3 protein-coding genes are annotated in these 7,269 nt (G+C 48.0%); all 3 read right to left on the bottom strand.

The features are described from left to right. Positions 1-208 precede the first annotated feature (208 nt). The 3 genes from feoB to secA all read right to left on the bottom strand — a co-directional run bounded on the left by feoB (position 209) and on the right by secA (position 7,117). Complete coding sequence (gene feoB, locus F453_RS14430; RefSeq protein ID WP_018968429.1) at positions 209-2,335, bottom strand: ferrous iron transport protein B; 2,127 nt, start codon at positions 2,333-2,335, stop codon at positions 209-211. Between the two features lie 660 nt (positions 2,336-2,995). Then, positions 2,996-3,700 carry an ABC transporter ATP-binding protein gene (locus F453_RS0113165; RefSeq protein ID WP_018968428.1) on the bottom strand — a complete coding sequence of 235 codons (705 nt, stop codon included), beginning with the start codon at positions 3,698-3,700 and terminating at the stop codon, positions 2,996-2,998. Positions 3,701-3,793: 93 nt separating this feature from the next. Next, positions 3,794-7,117: a preprotein translocase subunit SecA gene (gene secA, locus F453_RS0113160; RefSeq protein WP_018968427.1), complete on the bottom strand. Its 3,324-nt coding sequence runs from the start codon at positions 7,115-7,117 to the stop codon at positions 3,794-3,796. Positions 7,118-7,269 lie beyond the last annotated feature (152 nt).

The following is a 7,269-nucleotide window of genomic DNA, read 5'->3' as shown; positions in this document are numbered from 1 at the left end:
CGAGCCCCCTGCCGCAGGGCACCCCCCTCGGTGTTTTTCATGGCCTTGTTTTCATTCACGCAAAAAAGGCCAGCCCAAACTTGGACAGACAACAAACAATGCTTAACTTTGCAAACGGATGGCTGTTGTAAACCAAATTTGGACTTTGGAGAAGGACATGACAACCTAAATACAACATAAGGATTTTTCTTGTCAACCAAAGGAGTATTTAACAACGAAAAGTGTCAACTAATCTCAGTACACTACAAATAATACCGCCCATCTTCTGTAAATATTGTTTGCCTTTCTCCCAAGTATGCCGGGCGATGGCCTTTTTTGTGGGGAAGCGGTATGGTGGCAGTTCCATCACGAAGGGGGTATCCTCGCCTTTCACCAAGAAACGACTGAAAATCTTACTCATTATCACGGCCATGAGTATGCCCACTACGTAAAGCGAAATCATAATTGCCGAGCGATACTTCAAGGCGAAGAAGGTTCCTGTAATCATGATGTAAATGGGCAGACGCGCCGAACAACTCATCATGGGCAGGATGAGCATGGTTATCAGTCGGCTTCGACGACTTTCGATGGTGCGTGTAGCCATTACCGCTGGCACGTTACAGCCAAAACCCATAATAAGAGGTATGAACGATTTGCCGTGCAAACCCATCTTGTGCATCAGCTTATCCATGATGAAGGCTGCACGAGCCATATAGCCGCTGTCTTCCATGAACGAGATGAAGAAGTAGAGGATGAGAATTTGCGGTAAAAATACGATCACCGCGCCCACACCAGCAATGATTCCTTCGGCCAATAGGTCTTTTACAGGTCCGTCGTGTAGGTTCTCGCTAACCCAGCCACCCAGCCAGTTAATGCCTTGGTCTATCCAATCCATGGGATATTGACCCACGGTGAACGTTACTTGGAACATCACATAGAGCAGGAAGAAGAAGATGGGGAAGCCCCAAAACTTATGTGTGATGATGGCATCGAGCTTATGCGTAAGCTTGTAAGTGTCGTTTGCTTTACCTTCCTTGTAGCCAGCCTTGGCCAAAACGCCGTGAATGAAGGCATATTTGGCATCCATGATGGCCGTTTCGCAATCCTGGTTAAGTTGTGTTTGTATGCTTTGCGCCTCCTTATCGCGTGTGGCCAATATCTCCTTGGCGTTGCTTAAGGAGGCAATTTCGCGTTCGGTTTCAGCGTCGTTCTCCAACAACTTGATGGCCAAATATCGTGTATGGAACTTGTGTCTTACCTCCGGATTCTGCTCAATTTGCAGTTTTAGCCGACTGATACATAGTTCCAGTCTTGGTCCATGATTGATATGAATATGTCGCGAAACCTTATTGTGTGGTCGGGCGTCGGCTGTGGCGAAGTCTTCTTGATGCTCGGTGGGTACGTCGCTCTTATATTCCTCGTGCCACTTTTGCAGGTCGGCGGCCACTTCAGGGTTGATGTTGCCGTCTTTGTCGATAAAGTCCATGCCCTCGTACATGTTGATGATGACATGGAAAAGCAACTGAACGCCACGCCCCGTCTTAAAGACGGTGGGTATCATGGGTACGCCAAACTGTTTGCCTAGCGCTTGAAGGTTTATCGTGTCACCGCGTTTTTCAAACTCGTCGTACATGTTTAGGGCGCACACCATGCGCAAGTTCATGTCTACGAGTTGGGTGGTGAGGTAAAGGTTGCGTTCCAAATTGCTGGCATCCAGCACGTTGATAACCACGTCGGGTGTCTTTTCGATGATTTGTTTACGCACATATAGCTCTTCTGGACTATATGCCGAGAGCGAGTAAGTGCCTGGCAGGTCTACCAGATGAAACTCATAGCCTTCGAAACGCGCAATGCCTTCCTTGGCATCGACGGTTACGCCCGAATAGTTTCCTACCTTTTCGTGCGCTCCCGAGGCAAAGTTGAAGAGCGATGTCTTGCCACAGTTGGGGTTTCCCACCAGTGCCACGTTTATCACACGCCGCTTATGGCGTGCCGCTTGTTGCATCTTTTCTTCGCTATTGTCGTTTTCGGCTGTTGCCTTAGCGGGCATATAGTCTGCTTCGGTGTTTACGTTTGGGTTGCTTTCGCTGTCTTTCGTTTCGTCGTTGGGCGTGTCGATAAGTTTGGCTTCTTCTTCCGAAACCACTTCAATCATTTGCGCCTCGTCGTGGCGGAGCGAAATTTCGTAACCAAGTATCTTGTATTTCACGGGGTCTTGAAGGGGCGCATTGAGCAATACCTCGACGGTCTTGCCCTTGATAAAGCCCATTTCGACGATGCGTTTCCTAAAACCACCATGGCCCATAACTTTCACCACAACGGCTTTTTCTCCCGTTCTCAGCTCCGATAATCTCATTTGTTATTGCACGTGTTATGTGTTTATGCTTACACAAAGTTATAACATTTCCGTTTGAGGGGTGGCCCATAGGGCGCTTTTCAGATTTAAAATACCTAGTTATAGGTATTGCCCTCTGCTCGACAACAGTTCTTTTCTACCTATAATTAATGATGGTGTGTTTGAAGATAGCGAGAAGTAAAGGACGTTTTTTCTCAATATTCAAGTTCACCTCTAGTATCTCTGCAAGGGCAGAGGGGAGTGAATGGTATTGTTGTCACAGAGTTGTGGTGCTAAAGTTGACATGCCCTAATCCGGTGCGCCATGGTTTATGGTTTTTCCTCGCGCGCGCGTATATATTAATGAGTTGGTGTGTTTGGCGGTGAAGACTCAAACGGATGCGGGGTGTTTGCCCCCTTTCTGCGAGGCATTTAATGAAATGCTATAAAATAATGACTGTGTTATAAACCAGCGGTTTATAGTTTTATGTAGGGGTATGTAACAGGGTAGAGGTTGGTCCAGATAATATGTACCGCTATTACATATCATCTGGAATGAGGTTCCATGTTATCTGGAATGATGTTCCATATAATATGGAATCCCCGTACAAAATAGAGATACCACGCTGTGAAGTCTACTTTGATATGTTTAGGGCATAAATAATGCCACTTAAATGGTGAACTATTGGGCTGCAAAGTATGCCTCTAACTCGCGTATGGCAGCTGTGTCTACGGTCTTGAAATCGTTAATGATGAGGCCTTTTTCTAGCAAAACTATGCGTGTGGAAATGTCGATGGTGTGTTGTAGGTTATGACTTGACACGATGACCGTTGTGCCTTCGCGTTGCCCAAATTTGGAGAGGATGGCCTTTAAGGCGTTCTGACTGGTGGGGTCGAGAAAGTTAAAGGGCTCGTCGAGTATAAGAAATTGGGGGTGCGCGAGCATGGCCGCAATGATGCCTACCTTTTGCTTGTTACCTGCCGAGAGGTCGCGTATAAGCTTTTTTTGCCCAAGTATCTCGCCACCCATAAAGGTCTCGAACTGCTGCAAGGTTTGTTCTAGGCTTTCATTGTCTATTGCCGAGATGCTTGCAACGAAGTCGAAATACTCTTCGGGTGTAAGATAGTCGATGAGAAAGCCCTCATCCAGGTACACGCCTGTGTGTTGTTTCCACGCTTCGCTTTGCGTGGGGTTCACGCCGTTAAGGCTCACTTCGCCCGTATCGGCCTTTACCAAGTCGGTAAGAAGCCTGAAAAGGGTGGTCTTTCCTGAACCATTGTTCCCTACTAGTCCTACAATCTCATTGTCGGACATACAAAAATCGGGGATAGAAACAGCTGTCTTATCCCCGTATATTTTTGTAAGGTTGTTGATGTTTACTTGCATCTGATGTCTTTTTTATTAAGTTATTCTCCTCCTCGCAGAAAATTCTGCGAGGAGGAGAACTTAACGTAAGGGCAGTTATGGCCTGCGTTGGGGTTATGCAATGCCCTTTCCGTGGCAATCTTTAAACTTCTTTCCGCTACCGCAAGGACAAGGGTCGTTCCTTCTAGGCATCTTGTCTTTCATTATTGGTGTACGGTTTTGCGGTGCAGCACTTTCGCGTGTGTCTTGCTGTCTTGCAGCTCTTTGGGTCGCTTCGTCGAGGTCTTCTTTACTCTCTGTGTACTGTTGTTGCTGGCGTACTTCGGGTGCAGCCTCGCGAACTTCTTGCTCCACGTGCAACTGTGCACGCATCAGCAAGCTTGTTATGCGGTCGTTCATCTCGTTAACCATGTTGTCGAACAGTTTCACACTTTCGAGTTTAAACACCAGTAGGGGGTCTTTTTGCTCGTACGATGCGTTTTGCACGCTGTGGCGCAGTTCGTCAAGCTGGCGCAGGTTCTCTTTCCAACAATCGTCGATGATGTGCAGCATGACATTTTTCTCGAACTGCTTAATCACCGATTTGGCTTCTGTTTCGTAAGCCTCTTTTAGGTCGCATACAATCTGTACGATGCGTTTGCCATCGGTTATGGGCACAACAATGCGTTCAAAACGGTCGCCTTGCGTTTCGTACACCTCCTTAATAGTGGGGTAGGTCATCTCTTGCAGACGATCGGTTTTGCGCTTGAAGGTTTCCATAGCTGTTTGGAAAGTCTTTTCTTCCAATTCTTCGCGTTGCGTGCTGATGAATTCTTCTTCGGTGAAGGGGCACTCCATGGCGAATATCTTAATGAATGCCTCTTTGCAACCTTCGTAATCGTTGGTTTGTATGATGTTTATAACGCGGTCCCAGATAATGTTGGTGATGTCCATGCCAATGCGTTCGCCCAGCAATGCGTGGCGTCGTTTCTCGTAAATCACGGTACGCTGCTTGTTCATCACGTCGTCGTATTCAAGCAAGTGCTTACGAATACCGAAGTTGTTTTCCTCTACCTTCTTCTGTGCACGCTCTATACTCTTCGAAATCATTGGACTTTCGATGCGTTCGCCATCCTTAAAACCAAGTCGGTCCATGATGCGTGCAATACGCTCAGATGCGAAAAGGCGCATCAGCTTGTCTTCGAGCGAAACGTAGAATACCGACGAACCGGGGTCGCCTTGTCGTCCGGCACGTCCACGCAACTGTCTGTCTACACGGCGGCTTTCGTGTCTTTCGGTACCGATGATGGCCAAACCACCAGCTGCTTTCACTTCGGGCGACAGCTTAATGTCGGTACCACGACCCGCCATGTTTGTGGCAATGGTCACGGCTCCCAGTCCGTTGGTAGACTGTCCAGCCTTTGCCACGATCGAAGCTTCTTTTTGGTGTTGCTTGGCATTAAGCACTTCGTGGTCTATCTTGCGCATGTTGAGCATCTTGCTAAGCAACTCGGATATTTCAACCGACGTTGTACCAACGAGCACAGGGCGACCTTGCTTGCGCAGGTCTTCAATCTCGTCGATAACGGCAGCATATTTCTCTCTTGCCGTCTTGTACACACGGTCGTCCATGTCGTTACGTGCGATGGGGCGGTTGGTAGGAATTTCCACCACGTCAAGCTTGTAGATGTCCCAGAATTCGCCAGCTTCGGTAGATGCCGTACCAGTCATACCAGCCAGTTTGTGGTACATACGGAAGTAGTTTTGTAGCGTAATGGTTGCGAACGTTTGCGTTGCGGCCTCCACTTTCACGTGTTCTTTGGCCTCCACAGCCTGATGCAGTCCGTCGCTCCAACGTCTTCCTTCCATAATACGACCTGTTTGCTCGTCCACAATCTTAACTTCGCCGTCTATAACCACGTATTCGTCGTCTTTATTGAACATGGTATAGGCCTTAAGAAGCTGCTGAAGGGTGTGCACGCGCTCACTTTGGATGGCGTAATGGTTAAGTAGCTCGTCCTTGCGGTCGATCTTTTGCTCACTGCTCATGGTCTTATCAGCTTCAAGAGCTGAGAGTTGGGTGGCGATATCAGGCAAAACAAAGAGCTGGGCATCGTTAACTTGCTTGGCCAACCATTCTGTTCCCTTGTCGGTAAGGTCGCACGAGTTCAGTTTTTCATCAACAACGAAGTACAACGGAGCAACGGCTTCGGGCATCTTGCGGTTGTTGTTCTCCATATAAACCTCTTCGGTCTTCAGCATTCCAGCCTTAATACCTTCTTCAGAGAGGTATTTAATGAGCGGTTTATTCTTGGGAAGCGACTTGAATGAGCGGTAAAGCGAGAGGAAACCCTCGTCTAATTTCTTTTGGTCGTTCTGTTCCTGTCCTTCTGTTATCAGCTGTTTGGCCTCGGCAAGGTATTGTGTGGCCAACTTGCGCTGCACGTCTACGAGGCGTTCTACCAAAGGTTGGTATTCTTCGAACATCTGGTCGTCGCCCTTGGGGATAGGACCTGCGATGATAAGAGGTGTACGGGCATCGTCGACAAGCACCGAGTCGACCTCATCGACAATGGCGTAGTTGTGTGCCCTTTGCACCAAATCTTCGGGTGAATTCGACATGTTGTCGCGCAGATAGTCGAAACCGAACTCGTTATTTGTACCAAACGTAATGTCGGCCATGTATGCCTTGCGGCGTTCGGGCGAGTTGGGGCGATGCTTGTCAATACAATCTACCGACAGGCCGTTAAACTCGTAGAGCGGACCCATCCACTCGGAGTCGCGCTTGGCAAGGTAATCGTTCACCGTAACCACGTGTACGCCATTACCTGTAAGCGCGTTTAGGAATACGGGAAGCGTGGCCACGAGGGTTTTTCCTTCACCCGTTGCCATCTCGGCAATCTTACCTTGATGCAGGGCAATACCACCGAAGATTTGCACATCGTAGTGAATCATTTCCCACTTTGTGTCGTTTCCACCTGCAATCCAGTGGTTAGAATATATGGCGTTATCGCCTTCGATACGCACGAAGTCTTTGGTTGCGGCCAATTCACGGTCGAAATCGGTAGCTGTAACCACGATTTCTTCGTTCTCGGTGAAGCGTCTGGCCGTGTCGTGCATAATGCCGTATGCCACAGGCATCACCTCGTTGAGGGCAACTTCGTAGATTTCGAGGGCCTCTTTCTCCAATTTGTCAATCTGGTTGAACAGCGTTTCGCGCTCGTCGATGGGCGTTTCTTCTATCTGTGCTTTCAGTTCGGCAATCTTTTCCTTTTGTTCTTTTGCCGCGTTTTGCACTTGCGTCTGTATCTCTTTTGTCTTGGCGCGCAGCTGATCGTTGCTAAGGGCCTTTATTTCATCGTACGTGGCCTTTACTTTTTCAACAAGCGGCTGGATGAGTTTCATGTCGCGCGTCGACTTGTTGCCGAAGAGCGATTGTAGGATTTTATTTAAATTCATTTTCGTTGTATTATCTGTGTTGTGTGATGAATGTTTGCATCGTTGACGTAAGCATAACGTGGGCCGTTCCGCACGCTGTTTTTGGCATTACGCCTAAATGTTTGCAAATTTACAAATAAATTGGTTTATTTGGCACGATATTCGCCAACAAT

This window comes from Hoylesella loescheii DSM 19665 = JCM 12249 = ATCC 15930 (assembly GCF_000378085.1).
In the GTDB taxonomy this organism is placed as follows: Bacteria; Bacteroidota; Bacteroidia; order Bacteroidales; family Bacteroidaceae; genus Prevotella; species Prevotella loescheii.
The sequence above is the reverse complement of the archived record's forward strand: the minus strand, read 5'-3'. Positions and strand labels throughout refer to the sequence as shown.

What these genes read in the sequence shown, in the direction of transcription:
- feoB (WP_018968429.1), bottom strand. Translation starts at nt 2,335, where the DNA reads ATGAGATTATCGGAGCTGAGAACGGGAGAAAAAGCCGTTGTGGTGAAA.
- F453_RS0113165 (WP_018968428.1), bottom strand. Translation starts at nt 3,700, where the DNA reads ATGCAAGTAAACATCAACAACCTTACAAAAATATACGGGGATAAGACA.
- secA (WP_018968427.1), bottom strand. Translation starts at nt 7,117, where the DNA reads ATGAATTTAAATAAAATCCTACAATCGCTCTTCGGCAACAAGTCGACG.